Genomic DNA, 16607 nt, shown 5'->3' on the forward strand with positions numbered 1-16607 from the left:
GCTTCTGTCGCTTTTCGCGTATTACGCGGCTGTTTTGAGACGGCGGAACCGCGCCTGCTCTGGCTTCTATACGGCGCGGCAACCGGCGCGAAAAGAACCTGTGGCAGGGCAGCCGGCCGCAGAGGCATTTTCTTCGTAGGAAACATAGTTGCATGAAAGTTGACGCCGCGGCAGCGACAGGGGTAGAACATGCCCGCGCCTGCAATGCCGGGCTATTCTTGCGACCACACTAGTCAAATCCGTCCAATTCAGAGGGAAGTCGTCCATGGCCGAAGTGAAGTCCGACATCGAGATCGCGCGCGGCGCCAGGAAGAAGCAGATCCAGGAGATCGGCCAGAAGATCGGCATTCCGAGCGAACATCTTCTGCCCTACGGCCACGACAAGGCGAAGATCTCGGCCGAGTTCATCAAGTCGGTGAAGGGCAACAAGGATGGCAAGCTGATCCTCGTCACCGCCATCAACCCGACACCGGCCGGCGAAGGCAAGACGACGACGACGGTGGGCTTGGGCGATGGCCTCAACCGCATCGGCAAGAAGGCCATCGTCTGCATCCGTGAGGCTTCACTCGGACCGAATTTCGGCGTCAAGGGCGGTGCCGCCGGCGGTGGCTACGCGCAGGTTGTGCCGATGGAGGACATGAACCTCCACTTCACCGGCGATTTCCACGCCATCACCACCGCCCATAATCTGCTGTCGGCGCTGATCGACAACCACATCTACTGGGGCAACGAGCTCGGCATCGATACCCGCCGCGTCGTCTGGCGCCGCGTCATGGACATGAACGACCGGTCGCTGCGCGAGATCATCTGTTCGCTCGGCGGCGTCGCCAACGGTTTCCCGCGCGAGGCCGGTTTCGACATCACAGTCGCCTCGGAAGTCATGGCCATCCTGTGCCTGTCGACCGACCTGAAGGACCTGGAAAGGCGCCTCGGCGACATCATCGTCGCCTATCGCCGCGACAAGTCGGCCGTCTATGCGCGCGACCTCAAGGCCGACGGTGCGATGGCCGTACTCTTGAAGGACGCCATGCAGCCCAATCTCGTGCAGACGCTGGAGAACAACCCGGCTTTCGTCCATGGCGGCCCCTTCGCCAACATCGCGCATGGCTGCAACTCAGTCGTTGCCACGACGACGGCGCTGAAGCTTGCCGACTACGTCGTCACCGAAGCCGGTTTCGGCGCCGATCTCGGTGCCGAAAAGTTCTTCGACATCAAATGCCGCAAGGCCGGCCTGAGGCCCGCCGCGGCGGTCATCGTCGCCACGGTTCGCGCCATGAAGATGAATGGCGGCGTCAAGAAGGAGGACCTCGGCAAGGAGAACGTCGAGGCGGTCAAGAAGGGATGTGCGAATCTCGGCCGCCACATCGAGAACATCCGCCAGTTCGGTGTGCCGGCTGTGGTCGCCATCAACCATTTCTACTCCGACACAGAGGCCGAGATCCAGGCGATGAAGGACTACGTCGCCTCGATGGGCGAAGAGGCGATCCTGTGCAAGCACTGGGCCCAGGGATCGGCCGGTATCGAGGAACTGGCCAAAAGAGTCGTGGCGTTGGCCGAATCCGGCGCGTCGCAATTTGCCCCGCTGTATCCCGACGCCATGCCGCTGTTCGAGAAGATCAACACCATCGTCCAGCGCATCTATCGCGGTTCCGAAGCGATCGCCGACAAATCGGTGCGCGACCAGCTCCACGCCTGGGAGCACGCCGGCTACGGTCATTTGCCGGTCTGCATGGCCAAGACGCAATATTCCTTCTCCACCGATCCGAATCTGCGCGGCGCGCCGACCGGCCACACCGTGCCGGTGCGCGAGGTCAGGCTGTCTGCCGGCGCCGGCTTCGTCGTCATCATCTGCGGCGAGGTGATGACCATGCCCGGCCTGCCCAAAGCGCCATCCTCGGAAAAGATTTTCCTGAACGAAATGGGCCAGATCGAAGGCCTGTTTTAGGGATAATCAACGCTTGAACGGCAAAGGGCGCCGCAACGCTGCGGCGTCCTTCTGCCTGTTCGCGACAGTCTCCTACGCCGCGCTTCGCGCCAGCGCGCGCTGGTTGGAGGCATAGGGTGTGTCGTGCTGGGGTACCACGCCGGTCTTCAGGCAATCGATCCACTCGGCGGTTTTGAGAACGGCCGCGAAGCGCGACTGCAGGATGATCGTCACGACGCGATGGATTTCCTCCCCCGAAGCGTAACCGGCGCTGTTGGCGTACGGCAACGACCCCGTTGCGTCCGACAGGAACTCCACCTCGAAGCCCATATGCACGGCGTGGATGACCGTCGACAGATCGCAATTGTGCGTCATGTAGCCGATGACTGTGACCGTATCGATAGAGTTGGCGCGCAGCCACTCCTCGAGGTCCGTGCCGGTGAAGGCGCTGGGCAAGTTCTTTTCGATGTAGTGGTCGCGGTTTCGCCTAGCGATTTCCGGGTGCAACTCGGCGCCATGGCTGCCCTTGGCGAAGACCGGTGAGGTTTCCGGCGCCAACTGTTTGATGACCACCACCTTGACGCCTGCCTCGGTGGCCGCATCCATCGCTCGCGCCACATTGACGACGCTGTCGCGGAACGGCGGATGCTGGATGGCGAGGTTGCCGCCGTCATAGTCGTTTTGAACATCGATGACGATGAGGGCGCGGCGTGGAGCTTTGCCTTTGGCTGGTTGCGACATGGGGTTTTCCTTTCCCGTTGGACATTGATGGGCGGACGATAAGCTCGGCACCGGATTGCAAAAAGTGTCCCGATTGACATTATTCGAAAGAATTGGGACAATCGGCCTCACCCGTTGCTGGAGCTCCCATGACCGATCCTGCCGTTGCCGCCATCGCCTTCGATGGCATCAGCCCGTTTCATCTCTCCGTGCCGTGTCTCGTGTTCGGCGCGGATCGCACGGAGCTCGGCCTGCCGCGCTTCGACTTCCGGGTCTGCGCGATTGAGGACGGGCCGATCCGCACCGATGCCGGTCTGACCATCAGCGTCCCGCACGGGCTTTCCGCGCTCGATGACGCCGACATCGTCATCGTGCCAAGCTGGAAAGATCTCGGGAGCTCGCCTCCAGCGGCATTGATCGACGCGTTGCTTGGCGCGCACGAGCGCGGCGCGCTGATCGTCGGACTGTGCTTGGGAACGTTCGCTGTTGCGGCGACCGGACTGCTTTCGGGGCGGCGAGCGGCGACGCACTGGGCCTACGCGGATCAGCTGCAGGAACTCTATCCCGACATTCTCGTCGAACCGGAAGTGCTCTACATCGACAATGGCGATGTCGTGACATCCGCCGGCGTCGCCGCCGGGCTCGACTGCTGCCTGCACGTCGTACGGGCTCGTTACGGCGCGGAGGCGGCACTTCGCCTTGCCCGGCAGATTGTGCTTTCTCCGCACAGGCAGGGCGGGCAGGCGCAATTCATCGAACGTCCCATCGCCAGGACCGGCAATGCGGACCGCTTTACCCAGGCTCTCGAAGCGGTGCGCAAAACCCTGGGTGAGCCGCACAGTCTGGACAGCGTTGCCGGTCACGCCGGCCTCACCCGCCGGACGTTCACGCGCCGTTTCCAGAAAACGATCGGCACCAGTTTCGGCGACTGGCTGACCGACCAGCGCGTCCAGCTGGCGCAACGGCTGCTGGAAGCAACGGAAAAATCGATGGACACGGTTGCCTTCGAGGCCGGCTTCGGCAGCGCCACCTCGCTGCGCCAGCATTTCGCAGCGCGCCTCAGAACCTCGCCGGCGCAGTACCGGCGCGAATTCTCGAAGAGTGCTCAGGAGGAGCGCGTGGCGCACATGCCGAGGTGAAATTCGGCTCGCGCTCGATTCCAGGGCAATCGCTTCAGTGCCCACGCTGGACTGCCAGCTGGCCCGAGTAGGCTATCTTTTCTCTCGAAGCGATTGCCCTGCTCTCGATCTTGTCGTGCTTGAAAGGCCTTGCGTCATCTGTCATATATTAAAGTGACAGATGACGCGAAGAGGGCTCGCCGTCGCGATGGCATTGGAAAAGGCTGCGCCAGCAGCAAAAAACAATGAACTTCAGAAGGTGGCGAGATTGCTAGGCGGCAGCCGCATTCTGGCAAGGCGCCTCAGCAGCGCTTTGGATGCTCACGAGTTGCTTCTGCACGGCCTGCCGGCTTCAGCGCTGGACCATCTTATCGGGCAACTCGTCTTCATCCAGAAGACCGATTCGCTGGAGAAGGCCGTCGGCATGAGCCTGCGCACCTACCAGCGCCGCAAGGATGCTCCGTCCAAGCCTCTCAATCAGGACCAGAGCGGACGAACCTGGAAGTTCGCGGAGATCCTGTCGAAAGCTACCGACGTGTTCGGTTCGCAGGCGGAGGCAGAGCAATGGCTGGAGCGCCCGGCGATTGGGCTAGACCAGCGTCGTCCAATCGACCTTCTGGCGACGCCGGCGGGGATCGAGCTTGTAGAAGACTATCTGGAACGGCTTGAATATGGCGTTTATGCATGACGCCGCTGCCGGCGGCGCTTGGTGGCTCCGACCTCATCGGATGGCGCCTCGATCAAGCCGCGTTTGCGCCTACATGGGATAGTGGCGAGGGCGCATACAGGGTGGGCGGACGCTGGAACAGCAAGGGCGTGCGCGCCGTCTACTGCTCGATCGATCCGTCGACTGCGATCCTCGAGGTTGCGGTCCATAAGGGCTTCAGGGCGCTCGACACGATTGCGCATGTCATGACGGCAGCAATCGTCAGCGATGTCGCGGATGTGCATATCGTCGACCCCGCCCCCGTGCCCAACCCCAAGTGGTTGCGCCCTGGCATTCCGAGCTCCGGACAACAGGCGTTTGGCGACGATCTTCTGCAACGGCACCGGTTCGTGGTGATTCCGAGCGCCGTATCGCAGCGTAGCTGGAACCTGATCTTCGACGCGAGCCTCGCCAGAGGGGCATACGCCATGAAGACCCAGGAGGCGTTTGCGCTCGACACACGGTTGCATCCACCTCCGGCCAAGTGACATAGCCGCCCCCATGTCCATCAGAACGAGGACGTGACCGGCAACAGAAGCACGGTGCTCAGTTGTTGCTGATTACCCGTGCCGGATTGCCGACCACCGTGGTGTTCGCCGCGACGTCGCGCGTCACCACAGCACCGGCGCCGACGATGGCGCCATCGCCGATCCTGACTCCGCCGAGGATGACGGCACTGCCGCCGATCCAGGCATTGTCGCCGATCTCGACCGGCTTGGCGATCTCCAGCCCTGCCCGTCGCCCGGCAGCCTCCTTGTGGTGCTCGGCGCAATAGATCTGCACATTCGGGCCGAGCAGCGTTCCCTTACCGATGCGCACTGGCGCCGTGTCGAGAATGATGCAGCCGGCATTGAGAAAAACGCGGTCGCCGAGAAAGATGTTGAAGCCATAGGCGCAGTGGAACTGCGCCTCGATCCGGGCGCCCTCGCCCGCAGCGCCGAGCAGCGTCCGCAATCCAGGCCCGATGTCGCGACGCTGCCGGGGCGGCAGGCTGTTGTGCTCGAACACCGCGTCTCGCGCCGTGATACGCAACGCCTCCAGTTCCGGATCGAGGCAGCAATACCACTCGCCCGCCGCCATTTTCGTGCGTTCGCTTTCGGCCATGGCCGCAACTCCAGTCTCAATCTTTGCCAAAGCACAAGTGCTGCAAATACGGAAGCGCCGGCGGCGACACCACCTCTGGTCAAATACCGGACCTATGGTAGCTTGCTCTCTCGGACCTGTCCCAAGCCGGCCATCGAGGGATCAATCATGCTGTACATTTTTGCACTCCTGATTGGCATCGTTGCCGGGCTTCGCGCCATGACCGCGCCCGCCGCCGTCGCCTGGGGCGCCTGGCTTGGCTGGTTGCCGGTCGCGGACACCTGGGCGAGCTTCATGGGCCACTGGATCGCCGTCGGCATCTTCACCATCCTGGCCATCGCCGAACTGGTCACCGACCAGCTGCCCTTGGCGCCGAGCCGCAAGGTGCCGCAGCAATTCGGCACGCGCATCGTCTTGGGCGCTTTCACCGGCGCGGTGATCGGCGCGACCGGCGGCGCCACCATCGGCGGCCTGATCGCCGGCGCCGTTGGCGCGGTGATCGGCACGCTGGGCGGCGCCGAGGCGCGTAAACGTCTGGCCGCCGCCTTCGGCAAGGACCCGCCGGCCGCCTTCATCGAGGACGCTGTGGCGATCGTCGGCGGGCTTCTGATCGTGGCGGCGGTGGCATGACGGCAAAGACATTCGACGCTATTATCGTCGGTGCCGGGCAGGCCGGCCCACCGCTCGCCGGCCGGCTGAATGCGGCCGGCATGAGCGTGGCGCTGATCGAGCGAAAGCTGGTCGGTGGCACTTGCGTCAACACCGGCTGCACGCCGACCAAAACGATGGTGGCAAGCGCCTATGCCGCGCATCTCGCCCGCTCCGCCGCGGATTACGGGGTGACGCTGTCCGGTCCCGTCGGCGTAAACTACAAGGCGATCAAGGCGCGCAAGGACGAGGTCTCCAACGACGCCCGCGGCAATCTCGAAGACTGGATTGCCGGCATGGACAAATGCACGCTCTATCGCGGCCATGCGCGCTTCGTAAGCGCCAACACGGTGCGCGTCGGCGACGATCTGCTGAGCGCCGAAAAGATATTCCTCAACACCGGCGGGCGCGCCTCGGTGCCCGACCTGCCCGGCATCGACGGCATCTCTTACCTGACCAATTCCTCGATGATGGATCTCGACGTGCTGCCGCGCCATCTCATCGTCGTCGGCGGCAGCTATGTCTCGCTCGAATTCGCGCAGATGTTCCGCCGCTTCGGTTCCGAAGTCACGGTCATCGAAAAAAGCCCGCGTCTGATCGGTCGCGAGGACGAGGATGTCTCGGACGCCATTTTGTCGATCCTCGAAAACGAGGCCATTGCCGTCCATCTCGGCGCCGACGACATCCGCTTCGCCAGGCGAGGCAACGAAATCGCCGTGACCTTCTCGCCAGGCAAGGCGGCTGCGGTCGGCTCGCATGTGCTGCTGGCGCTCGGCCGCACGCCAAACACCGACGATCTCGGCCTCGACAAAGCCGGCGTCGAGGTCGACAAACGCGGCTTCATCGTCGTCGACGACCAGTTGCGCACCAGCGTGCCCGGCATCTGGGCGATGGGCGACTGCAACGGCAAGGGCGCCTTCACCCACACCTCGTACAACGATTACGAGATCGTCGCCGCCAACCTGCTCGACAACGATCCGCGCAAGGTCAGCGACCGCATCGAGGCCTATGCGCTCTATATCGACCCACCACTCGGCCGCTGCGGCATGACCGAAGCCGCGGTAAGGAAATCCGGCCGCCGCGCCCTGGTCGGCCAGCGGCCAATGACCCGCGTCAGCCGTGCCGTCGAAAAAGGTGAGACGCAAGGCTTCATGAAGATCCTGGTCGATGCCGACACCAAGGAGATCCTCGGCTGTTCGGTGCTCGGCCCGGGCGGCGACGAGGCGGTGCACTGCGTACTCGACCTGATGTATGCCAAGGCGCCGGTCAGCACGCTGGCGCGCGCCGTGCACATCCACCCGAACGTCTCGGAGCTTCTGCCGACCATCGCCCAGGAACTCAAGCCACTGGTGTGACGGCCGGGTAGAATCTTGCGCCCATGGCGGCAGCGGCTGGACCAATCGACAGCCCAGCGGCAAAAGGGCATGTGTTCCGCCTCTTCTCCCGGAGGCATCCCATGCAGAAGTCCATCGAACGCGTCGCCGGCGACAGCGAAGGCGTTTCCTACGAATTCCCCGTCTTCCGCTTCGCCGGAACGGACAAGACGGCGCCTTCCGCCTATCTGCAGGCGGCACTTCATGCCGGCGAATTGCCGGGTGTCGTCGCCATCGACACGCTGATGCCGATGCTCAGCAAGGCGGAAGCCGAAGGCCGCATCACCGGCAACATGACCATCGTGCCCTGGGCCAATCCGATCGGCCGCGCGCAATATCTCTACGGCGACCATCAGGGCCGCTTCCATCTGGGCACGCGCACCAATTTCAACCGTGGCTTTCCGCGGCTCGCCGCGCCCGACCTCACGCTGCTGCCGGCGCACGGCACGGTCGACCAGCGGTTGAAGACGCGGCTGCTGCAGCTCTCCATCGGCCACGACATCGTGCTCGACCTGCATTGCGACGATGAGGGCCTCGCCTATCTTTACGTCCACACCAGCCTGTGGCCGGCCATGGCGGACTGTGCGGCGGCCATGGGCGTCGATGCGGTGATGCTGTGGCACGAAGACCCCGACGGCACCTTCGAAGGCGCTTCGATCATGCCGTATCAGAACGTCCCGGCCGACGTGGCGCGCCTCCACCGGCGCGTCGCCACCACCGTCGAATATCGCGGCATACTCGATGTCGACGGCGCCCTCGCCGGCGCCGATGCCGAAGGGCTCTACCGGCTGCTGGTGGCGCGCGGCGTAATCCAGGACCAGGCGCTGCGCGCGCCTGGCAGCTTCGTTGGGCTCGTCGCGCCGCTCGAAAACATCGAGATGATGCCGGCGCCCCGCTCGGGCGCGATCCTCTACGACGTGAAGCCGGGCGACCGCGTCACCAAGGGTGCGCGCCTTGCCACCATCGTCCACGCGCCCGGCGAGCCCGACGGCCGCACGGAAGTGTTGGCGCCGCAGGCGGGCCTCATCCTGACGCGGCGTTCCCGCCGCATCATCCGCGCCGGCGAAGACCTCTTGAAGCTGGTCGGCGACGGGACGAGCGCCGATGCAAGGTCGGGAACGCTGGAGGACTGACGCACCCCGCCAGGCTACCCCGAAATCGCCTGTCGCGCCTTGGCCTCCAGCCATTCGGCCATCTGCCGGTACGGCACCGGACCATGGCTCACGCGGGCGACGCCGAGTTCGGCAAGCCTCTGGCGCGGCGGCACATGCGCCAGGGCAACACAGAGTCTAGGCAGGACTGCCGGTCTTGGCCATGTGCTGGGTTGCGAAAGCGGCAGCCACCCCACAGACTTTCAAACCTGTTGCGCATACCGCTTTTCGCGGCTATGGATTTCGCCATGAATATGCGCTCGATCAAGACCATTTGGTGGTGGGCTCGCTGACAGCGGCCTGTTCGAACGCGTTCGCGTGACAATAGAGGGTGGCCGCAGCGGAATGTCCGGGCGGCCATTTGTTTTTTCAAGCCATTCCCGGGTCCGTTGCCCCAAAGACGCTGATGGAGACGGCAATGACGACGAAAATTCTGGAGAATGGCGCCGAGCGCTTCGTCACGGCGGGTGGCGTGGCGATTACCCGCCAGCGCCATGACCGGCCTTACGAGGGGGCGATCGACGGCTATGTCGATGGCCTGAATTCGCGCCGCGGCGCCGTGTTTTCCTCGAATTACGAATATCCCGGCCGCTATACGCGCTGGGACACCGCCATCATCGATCCGCCGCTGGTGATCTCGGCACACGGCCGCGCCATGCGCATCGAGGCCTTGAACAGCCGTGGCCAGGTGCTTTTGCCGGTGATCGGCACGGTGCTTGCCGGTCTTGACGACGTCACGATCGCCGAGACGTCCAACAAACTCATCCGCCTCGAGGTCGCCAAGCCCGGCCGTGTCTTCACCGAGGAGGAACGCAGCCGCGTACCCTCCGTCTTCACCGTGCTGCGCGCCATCACGGCTTTGTTCAAGACCGAGGAAGACGCCAATCTCGGCCTCTATGGCGCCTTCGGCTACGACCTCGCCTTCCAGTTCGATCCGGTCGACTACAAGCTCGAGCGCAAGCCAAGCCAGCGCGATCTCGTGCTGTTCCTGCCCGACGAGATCCTCGTCGTCGACCACTATTCGACCAAGGCCTGGACCGACCGCTACGACTATTCCGGCGATGGCTTCTCGACCGAAGGCCTGCCGCGCGACGAAATCGTCGAGCCGTTCAGGACCGCCGACCGCATCCCGCCGCGCGGCGACCACGAGCCCGGCGAATATGCCAAGCTGGTGCGCAAGGCGATGAAGAGCTTCGAGCGCGGCGACCTGTTCGAAGTGGTGCCGGGGCAGATGTTCTACGAACGCTGCGAAACCCAGCCCTCCGAGATTTCCCGCAAGCTGAAGAGCATCAACCCTTCGCCCTATTCCTTCTTCATCAATCTCGGCGAGGGCGAATATCTGATCGGCGCCTCGCCGGAAATGTTCGTGCGCGTCAACGGCCGCCGCGTCGAGACCTGCCCGATCTCCGGTACCATCAAGCGCGGTGACGACGCCATCTCCGACAGCGAGCAGATCCTGAAGCTGCTCAATTCGAAGAAGGACGAATCCGAACTCACCATGTGCTCGGACGTCGACCGCAACGACAAGTCGAGGGTCTGCGAGCCGGGCTCGGTGCGCGTCATCGGCCGCCGCCAGATCGAAATGTACTCCCGCCTGATCCACACCGTCGACCACATCGAGGGGCGGCTGCGCGAAGGCATGGACGCCTTCGACGCCTTTCTGTCGCATGCCTGGGCGGTCACCGTCACCGGCGCGCCGAAATTATGGGCCATGCGGTTCATTGAGCAGAACGAGAAGAGCCCGCGCGCCTGGTATGGCGGGGCGATCGGCATGGTCAATTTCAATGGTGACATGAACACCGGCCTGACGCTTCGCACCATTCGCATCAAGGACGGCATCGCCGAGGTGCGCGCCGGCGCTACGTTGCTCTTCGACAGCATTCCCGAGGAAGAAGAAGCCGAAACCGAACTGAAGGCATCCGCCATGCTCTCCGCCATCCGCGACGCCAAATCAGGCAATGCCGCCAGCACCGAACGCAGCACCGCGCGTGTCGGCGACGGCGTCAACATCCTGCTGGTCGACCACGAGGACTCCTTCGTCCATACGCTCGCCAACTATTTCCGCCAGACCGGCGCCAACGTCTCGACGGTGCGCACGCCGGTGCCGGACGAGATCTTCGACCGGCTGAAGCCAAACCTGGTCGTGCTGTCGCCCGGCCCCGGCACACCGAAGGACTTCGACTGCGCCGCCACCATCAAGCGGGCCCGTGCGCGCGACCTGCCGATCTTCGGCGTCTGCCTCGGGCTGCAGGCGCTGGCCGAGGCCTATGGCGGCGAGCTGCGCCAATTGCACATCCCGATGCACGGCAAGCCGTCGCGCATCCGCGTGTCGAAGCCGGGCATCATCTTCTCCGGCCTGCCCAAGGAGGTGACGGTCGGCCGCTATCATTCGATCTTTGCCGATCCGGTGCGGCTGCCCGATGATTTTGTCGTCACCGCCGAGACCGAGGACGGCATCATCATGGCCTTCGAGCACCGCAAGGAGCCGATCGCCGCAGTGCAGTTCCACCCGGAATCGATCATGACGCTCGGCCACAATGCCGGCATGCGCATCATCGAGAACATCGTCGCGCACTTGCCGCGCAAGGCCAAGGAAAAGGCCGCTTAATTCGAGGGCTCAGTGTTGGGATCTTTTCCCCAGTGACCGCGGCAGAAATCAAAGCCGCCGCCAGGCAGAAGGTCGCCAGCCTCGCCTTCTGGTCGATCGTCGTCGCCTGCGTCGTGCTCGGCCTGAAGCTGGTGGCCTGGTACGTCACCGGTTCGGTCGCGCTTTATTCGGACGCGCTGGAATCGATCGTCAACGTCATTGCCTCTGCCGCCGCCTATTGGGCGATCCAGGTCAGCTACAAGCCAGCCGATCAGGACCATCCGTTCGGCCACCACAAGGCCGAGTATTTCTCGGCCGTCCTCGAAGGCGTGCTGATCGTGCTTGCCGCCTTGCTGATCCTCAATGAAGTCTGGTGGTCCTGGCAGCATCCCGCCCTGCTGGAACAGCCATGGACCGGCCTTGCCGTCAATGGCGTCGCAACGGTCATCAACGCCGTCTGGGCCTTGACGCTGATCCGCACCGGCCGAAGCGAAAAATCGCCGGCTCTCGTCGCCGACGGCAGGCACATCATGACCGACGTGGCGACCTCGGTCGGTGTGTTCATCGGCCTGGTCGGCGCCGTACTGACCGGCTGGCAGGTTCTCGATCCGGCTCTTGCGGTGATCGTGGCGCTGAACATCCTGTGGCAGGGCTGGCACGTCATCGGCTCGTCGATGAACGGGCTGATGGACCGCGCCGTCGACACCCAGGAACATATCCGCATACGCGACATCATCTCGGCCAATTGCAAGGGCGCGCTCGAGGTCCACGACCTGAAGACGCGCATCGCCGGCCGCGCCACCTTCATCGAGTTCCACCTGGTCGTCGACGCCGACATGTCGGTCGGCGCCAGCCACGTCATCTGCGACCGCATCGAAGACGCGCTGCAGGCCGAAATCCCTTCCGTGCGGGTCATCATCCATGTCGAACCCGACGACGAAGCGAAACTGCCCAAAGGCACGACAGCCGTGCCGTTCGCGTGAGGCGATAGCGGGACGCCGCCATCCAAAACCTTGAGGTCGGCGGGACAGCACCCCCCTCTGTCCCGCCGGCATCGCGTCTCTGAACTGCTACAGCCCGCAGGCAGCCTGCGGCATCGGCTCCAGCCGGTAGACCTTGTCGTCGGAGCTGGTGTCACCTTCCGCCGCTTTCGAGCACAGATCGATGATCGGCAGGCCGCTGTTCGGGTTGGCCAGCATCATCGTGCCGTTGGCGCCGCGGCGAAGGAAGACTTCCCTTTGCGCGATGTCACAGGACGCAGCACCCGTCTTCGCGCTCGCCGCGCAGCGCCACTGGTCGCCCTCGCCCTGACAGTTATAGACTTGCGTGACCTTGGCCGATTTCTGCCGCGTGGTAACAGAAACGGCGATATCGGCGCCGCTTGGCCAATTGGCCGGATCGCCCTCCTTGGCGAAAGACGCCAGCTCGACCGCTCCGCGGAAAACCCTGATCGACTGGGTCAGCTGGTCGGCATGCGAGCCGAGATGCCCGGCGTCGTAGTCGCGTCCGTAGCAGAAGGGCTGGTCCGGCTTCAGCCGCTCGCGCAATGGCGGGCCAAGTGCCGGATCGATCGGGTCGATGCGCGCGAACTCCGCCTTGCAGGTCGCGGCCGGCATCGGATCGAGCCTGAAGCCGTTGTCGTCCTTGCCCAGCGCCTGCCTTTCGTACTCCGCCGTGCCGAGCTCGTCTTCCGATCCCGCGTCGAGATAGAGGTCGGGCTGCACGTCCGAGACGATCAGCCGGCCTTTGTCGTCGACCTTCAGCGAAGCCATGGTGCGGTCGCAGTCCATGCCGCAACGGATCGGGCCGGTCTTGCCGTCCTCCGACTCATGACTGCACCAGCCGCCGAGCCATTCAGGCGCCTTGGCGCCGCGCACCGTCGTCGCCATGAAGCCATTGTAGGAGGAATCAACGCCGGTGCTTGGCTCCTCGTTCGGCCGGCTGACCGGATCGCGGCCGTAATAGAAGAAGATGCGCGTCACCTTCTGCTGCGGATGCGATTTGAGATGCGCGGTGTCATAGACGCGGCCGAAGCAGGCGTCCTTGCCGTCGGGGCTGAGCTCGGTGAGTTTGAGCGTGTCATCGGCGAAAGCAGAGCCGGCGACGGCGGCGAGCAAGGCAACCCCAACTCCGGCGCCCATCACGGTCCTTGATATCATGCTGGCTCCCCCTGCCCCGACAAGACGTGGCTTCAATTTATGCTAGGATCGAGGCCGAGGCCACGCAATTTGCGCCGGCCGGATAAATGGAGATAAAGCCATGCGACGCCGCGATATTTTCCGCGTCGGTCTTGCCGGGGCCGCCGGGCTTTTTGGGCTGCGCCCCACCAAGGCGGCAGCCATTGAAGTCAAGGCCGTCGAAGAGGAAAGGCAGAAGGTCGCCTATCACCTCAGCGATCTCGACAAGGTCAATTTCGTGCTCGGCAACATCAAGAACCACTTCGAAGGCACCGACGGCAAGGTCGACATCGCGCTTGTCGTGCACGGCCCAGCACTTGCCGCCTTCAAGTCGAAGGGCATATCGGCCGCCATTTCCGGGCGGTTCGCCGGCCTTGTCCAAGATGGGCTCAGCCCGCACGCTTGCGCCAACACCATGCACGGCATGGATATCGGCCTGGCCGACCTGCTCGACGGCTTCCATGCAGCCGACAGGGGCGGCGTCGTCAAGCTCGCCGAATTGCAACGCCAGGGCTACGCCTATCTCAGGCCATAGGGCAATTCCAGGAAAAGTGTGAAACGGTTCTCCGTCCGGAATTGCGTCAAGACAAAGAGGGAGCGGTTCGCCGTTTCCGTGAAACGGTGAACCGCTCTAAACTTTTACGGACTTGAACGCGAGGACTGCGAGGGCCTACGAAGAGCAGGCAGAGTCCCCGGAGGAATAGACGTGCCAGCCACCACCACCCTTGTCAGCCCCTCTCTGGTCATCCCCGACCTTGCCGGAAAGGCGGTCCTGGTCACCGGCGCCTCGACCGGCATCGGCGCGGCGCTCGCACTTGCCTATGCCGCGCAGAAATGCCGCGTCGCGCTGCATTACAATTCGAGCCGCGCGGCTGCCGAAAACCTGGCCGCGACCATTCGCAACGGCGGCGGCGACGTGTTCCTCGCCCAGGGCGATTTCTCGATCCCCGCCGATGTCGAGCGCGTCGTCGAGGACAGTGCGCAACATTTCGGCCGGCTCGACGGCCTCGTCAACAATGCCGGCGGCATGCTCGGCCGCGTGCCCTATGCCGAGCAGGCCGAGGCGCATTACGACGCGGTGATGGACCTCAACGCGCGTTCCGTGCTGACAGCTTCGCGCAAGGCAATCCCATGGCTGAAGCGGCAGGGTGGCTTCATCGTCAACACCTCCTCGATCGCCGCGCGCAACGGCGCCGGTGGCGGCGCCGGCCTTTACGGCTCGGCCAAGGCCTTCGTCTCCAACGTCACGCGCGGCATGGCCAAGGAGCTGATCGGGTTCAACATCCGCGTCAACGCGGTGGCGCCCGGCACGATCGCGACACCTTTCCACGAGCGCTACTCGACCGACGACCAGATGAAAGGCATGATCGCCACCATCCCGCAGGGCCGCGCCGGCACCGCCGAGGACTGCGTCGGCGCCTATCTGTTCCTCTCCTCCGATCTGTTGAGCGGCTACATCATCGGCCAGGTGATCGAGGTCAACGGCGGGCAGTTGATGCCGTAGACGGCGAACTGCATACTCCCGGTTGCGTCATCTCAACGGAGCAAAGCGAATGTACGGACTGATCGGCAAGATGCGGGCGATGCGCGGCCAGCGTGACGCAATGATGGATATCCTGCTCGCCAGCACCGGCGCCATGCCCGGCTGCCTGAACTACATCATCGCCACCGACCCGGCCGATGCCGACGCGATCTGGGTGACCGAAGTGTGGACCGACGCCGAAAGCCACAAGGCTTCGCTGCAGCTGCCCGAAGTCCAGGCGGCAATCGCCAAGGCACGGCCGATCATCGCCGGCTTCGAGTTCCAGGTGGAGACGCATCCTGTTGGCGGGTTCGGCTTGCCGGCGGTGAAGGCGGAATAGAGGGAGAGGCCGGCAGGACAGAGGGGGGTGCGAAGGATCGCTGCGGATGGTTGGTGCCATTACCATCCAAGCCTTTTCCGCGCAAAAAGGGTTCGCATTTTTTCGCCACCGGTCTAAGAGCCCATCTATGGATTCTTCCCCGAACCCGCCGGCCATCGAGCACCTGGCGCGGATCCACAAGGCCTGGCAGTGGCCCGTCCTGGTGGTGGTCTCGGTGCTGTTTGCCGGCGTGCTGGAGCTCGCCGCCCTGCCCGCCGCGCTTTTGATCGGACCGATGCTGGCGGCCATAGCTGCCGGCACCAACGGCGCCACGGTGCGCGTGCCGCGGGTTCTGTTCGGTTCAGCCCAGGCGGTCGTCGGCTGCCTGGTCGCCAGCTCCATCTCGGCCGATATCTTTCCCGTCTTCTACAGGGAATGGCCGCTGTTCCTTGGCGTCGTGATGGCGACGGTCGCGGCATCCAGCCTGCTCGGCTGGCTGATCAGCCGCTGGCGCATCCTGCCCGGCACCACCGCGGTCTGGGGCTCGTCGCCGGGCGCCGCCACCGCCATGGTGCTGATGGCCGGTGCCTTCGGCGCCGACCAGCGCCTCGTCGCCTTTATGCTATATCTGCGCGTCATCTGCGTCTCGATGACGGCAGCCCTGGTGGCCAAGCTCTGGGTCGACACCTCGGGCATCGAGGTGCCGGCCACCGTCTGGTTTCCGCCGATAGACCCGCAAGGCTTGGCCGCAACATTCGGCGTGGCGCTGGTCGGCGGCCTCGCCGGAAAGCTTTTCCGGCTGCCGTCGCCGTTATTCCTCGGCACCTTCATTTTCGGCACCGTGATCCATCTCGGGCTCGGCGTGACCATGCAGTTGCCGCCCTGGCTGCTTGCCTTGAGCTATACGATGATCGGCTGGAGCATCGGCCTGAATTTCACCAGGGCCATTCTGCGCCACGCGGCCCGCGCGCTGCCGCAGATCGTCGGCTCGATCATTGCCCTGATCGTCTTTTGCGGCGGCCTCGCCTTCCTGATCAGCCGCCTGCTCGGCATCGATCCGCTGACCGCCTATCTGGCAACCAGCCCCGGCGGCATGGACAGCGTCGCCATCATCGCCGCCGCCGCACAGCATGTCGACATCTCCTTCGTCATGGCGCTGCAATCGGCACGCTTCCTGATCGTGCTTCTGGTCGGCCCAAGCGTGGCGCGGCTGGTGGCGAGAAGCCTCAAATCATAGCAGCTTGCCTCTCCCTGATTGGTAGCCTGTTTTCCTGAAACC

General features: G+C 64.2%; 16 protein-coding genes. 13 read left to right on the forward strand and 3 right to left on the reverse strand.

Annotation, left to right across the window (positions count from 1 at the left end):
* Positions 1 to 265: 265 nt before the first annotated feature.
* Positions 266 to 1945 carry a formate--tetrahydrofolate ligase gene (locus NKI72_RS03800; RefSeq protein WP_352772531.1) on the forward strand — a complete coding sequence of 560 codons (1680 nt, stop codon included), beginning with the start codon at positions 266 to 268 and terminating at the stop codon, positions 1943 to 1945.
* 72 nt (positions 1946 to 2017) lie between these two features.
* On the opposite strand, the gene NKI72_RS03805 is transcribed toward NKI72_RS03800, so the two are convergent.
* Positions 2018 to 2665: a cysteine hydrolase family protein gene (locus tag NKI72_RS03805; RefSeq protein ID WP_352849927.1), complete on the reverse strand. Its 648-nt coding sequence runs from the start codon at positions 2663 to 2665 to the stop codon at positions 2018 to 2020.
* A 128-nt stretch (positions 2666 to 2793) separates the two neighbouring features.
* Here NKI72_RS03805 and NKI72_RS03810 point away from each other — a divergent pair, with 128 nt between their 5' ends.
* The 3 genes from NKI72_RS03810 (at position 2794) to NKI72_RS03820 (ending at position 4956) form a co-directional block, all read left to right on the forward strand.
* Positions 2794 to 3783 (forward strand): helix-turn-helix domain-containing protein, encoded by a 990-nt coding sequence (locus NKI72_RS03810; RefSeq protein WP_254819147.1) that lies wholly within the window; start codon positions 2794 to 2796, stop codon positions 3781 to 3783.
* Positions 3784 to 3970: 187 nt separating this feature from the next.
* Positions 3971 to 4450: a type II RES/Xre toxin-antitoxin system antitoxin gene (gene parS / locus NKI72_RS03815; RefSeq protein WP_352849956.1), complete on the forward strand. Its 480-nt coding sequence runs from the start codon at positions 3971 to 3973 to the stop codon at positions 4448 to 4450.
* Positions 4447 to 4956, forward strand: a complete 510-nt coding sequence (locus NKI72_RS03820) for an RES family NAD+ phosphorylase (RefSeq protein ID WP_352849928.1) — start codon at positions 4447 to 4449, stop codon at positions 4954 to 4956. The genes parS and NKI72_RS03820 overlap by 4 nt, the downstream gene beginning before the upstream one ends.
* Positions 4957 to 5014: 58 nt before the next feature.
* On the opposite strand, the gene NKI72_RS03825 is transcribed toward NKI72_RS03820, so the two are convergent.
* Entirely contained in the window at positions 5015 to 5572 is a 558-nt protein-coding gene (locus NKI72_RS03825) for a sugar O-acetyltransferase (protein WP_352849929.1), read from the reverse strand.
* 147 nt (positions 5573 to 5719) lie between these two features.
* On the opposite strand from NKI72_RS03825, the gene NKI72_RS03830 reads away from it, so the two are divergent.
* From NKI72_RS03830 to NKI72_RS03850, 5 genes are all read left to right on the forward strand, one after another.
* Positions 5720 to 6181, forward strand: coding sequence for a DUF4126 domain-containing protein (locus NKI72_RS03830; protein ID WP_352849930.1), 462 nt, complete (start codon positions 5720 to 5722; stop codon positions 6179 to 6181).
* On the forward strand, positions 6178 to 7554 hold the full coding sequence (locus NKI72_RS03835; RefSeq protein ID WP_352849931.1) for an FAD-containing oxidoreductase: 1377 nt from the start codon (positions 6178 to 6180) through the stop codon (positions 7552 to 7554). The genes NKI72_RS03830 and NKI72_RS03835 overlap by 4 nt, the downstream gene beginning before the upstream one ends.
* 101 nt (positions 7555 to 7655) lie before the next feature.
* Positions 7656 to 8705: a M14 family metallopeptidase gene (locus NKI72_RS03840; protein WP_352849932.1), complete on the forward strand. Its 1050-nt coding sequence runs from the start codon at positions 7656 to 7658 to the stop codon at positions 8703 to 8705.
* 436 nt (positions 8706 to 9141) lie between these two features.
* On the forward strand, positions 9142 to 11331 hold the full coding sequence (locus NKI72_RS03845) for an anthranilate synthase (protein WP_352849933.1): 2190 nt from the start codon (positions 9142 to 9144) through the stop codon (positions 11329 to 11331).
* Between the two features lie 32 nt (positions 11332 to 11363).
* Complete coding sequence (locus NKI72_RS03850) at positions 11364 to 12293, forward strand: cation diffusion facilitator family transporter (protein ID WP_502895031.1); 930 nt, start codon at positions 11364 to 11366, stop codon at positions 12291 to 12293.
* 87 nt (positions 12294 to 12380) lie between these two features.
* Here the strand turns inward: NKI72_RS03850 and NKI72_RS03855 are convergent, their stop codons facing one another.
* On the reverse strand, positions 12381 to 13469 hold the full coding sequence (locus NKI72_RS03855) for a hypothetical protein (RefSeq protein WP_352849934.1): 1089 nt from the start codon (positions 13467 to 13469) through the stop codon (positions 12381 to 12383).
* A gap of 100 nt (positions 13470 to 13569) precedes the next feature.
* Between NKI72_RS03855 and NKI72_RS03860 the strand changes: the two genes are divergently transcribed.
* The 4 genes from NKI72_RS03860 to NKI72_RS03875 all read left to right on the forward strand — a co-directional run bounded on the left by NKI72_RS03860 (position 13570) and on the right by NKI72_RS03875 (position 16565).
* On the forward strand, positions 13570 to 14022 hold the full coding sequence (locus tag NKI72_RS03860) for a DsrE family protein (protein ID WP_352450551.1): 453 nt from the start codon (positions 13570 to 13572) through the stop codon (positions 14020 to 14022).
* Positions 14023 to 14193: 171 nt separating this feature from the next.
* Entirely contained in the window at positions 14194 to 14991 is a 798-nt protein-coding gene (locus tag NKI72_RS03865) for an SDR family NAD(P)-dependent oxidoreductase (RefSeq protein ID WP_352849935.1), read from the forward strand.
* A gap of 49 nt (positions 14992 to 15040) precedes the next feature.
* On the forward strand, positions 15041 to 15349 hold the full coding sequence (locus tag NKI72_RS03870; protein WP_352822395.1) for a putative quinol monooxygenase: 309 nt from the start codon (positions 15041 to 15043) through the stop codon (positions 15347 to 15349).
* A gap of 127 nt (positions 15350 to 15476) precedes the next feature.
* Positions 15477 to 16565 carry an AbrB family transcriptional regulator gene (locus NKI72_RS03875; RefSeq protein ID WP_352835026.1) on the forward strand — a complete coding sequence of 363 codons (1089 nt, stop codon included), beginning with the start codon at positions 15477 to 15479 and terminating at the stop codon, positions 16563 to 16565.
* Positions 16566 to 16607 lie beyond the last annotated feature (42 nt).

The organism is Mesorhizobium sp. M0437, from assembly GCF_040321335.1.
Classification (GTDB): domain Bacteria; phylum Pseudomonadota; class Alphaproteobacteria; order Rhizobiales; family Rhizobiaceae; genus Mesorhizobium.